The sequence below is a fragment of the Streptomyces chisholmiae genome (assembly GCF_031845445.1).
In the GTDB taxonomy this organism is placed as follows: Bacteria; Actinomycetota; Actinomycetes; order Streptomycetales; family Streptomycetaceae; genus Streptomyces; species Streptomyces chisholmiae.
In genome coordinates this window covers 1-469 of sequence record NZ_JAVREO010000138.1, presented here as the reverse complement: position 1 = coordinate 469, position 469 = coordinate 1, and the positions used below count along the sequence as shown (strand labels likewise).

The 469-nt window shown below is 68.7% G+C and carries 1 protein-coding gene; it reads left to right on the top strand.

Going from position 1 to position 469, the window contains the following annotated elements:
• Positions 1–120: 120 nt before the first annotated feature.
• On the top strand, positions 121–469 hold a 349-nt coding region (locus RM844_RS32465), incomplete at its 3' end, for an endo alpha-1,4 polygalactosaminidase (RefSeq protein ID WP_311671031.1).

The following is a 469-nucleotide window of genomic DNA, read 5'->3' as shown; positions in this document are numbered from 1 at the left end:
GAAGAGGTGCGCCCATCCGGTAGCGAATCGACGACCAATTCGGAGCCCGGACCGAGTCGCCAGGACGTGTCGTGCACCGTCCGAGGCGGGGACGCGCCCACGATCTCTCGGAGATCCCGTATGAAGGACAACGCGATCAGCGTTCTGCACCGATGTCTTGTGCTGGCTGTCGTCGTGGCAGCCGCGTTCATCGCCTGGCCCGCGCCGTCCGAGGCGGCGTCGGCCAAGACCCTGCCCCCGGCCGCGGGCGGCTTCGACTACCAGATCGGCGGCCCCTACACGCCGGCCGCCGGAGTCAAGATCGTCAGCCGCGACCACACGGCGAGCCCCGCGTCCAACCTGTACAACATCTGCTACATCAACGCCTTCCAGACCCAGCCGGGCGCGAGTTCCGAATGGGCGGCGGACCTCCTGCTGCGCGACGCGAGCGGCAAGCTGGTGGAGGACAAGGAGTGGCCGGGCGAGTACC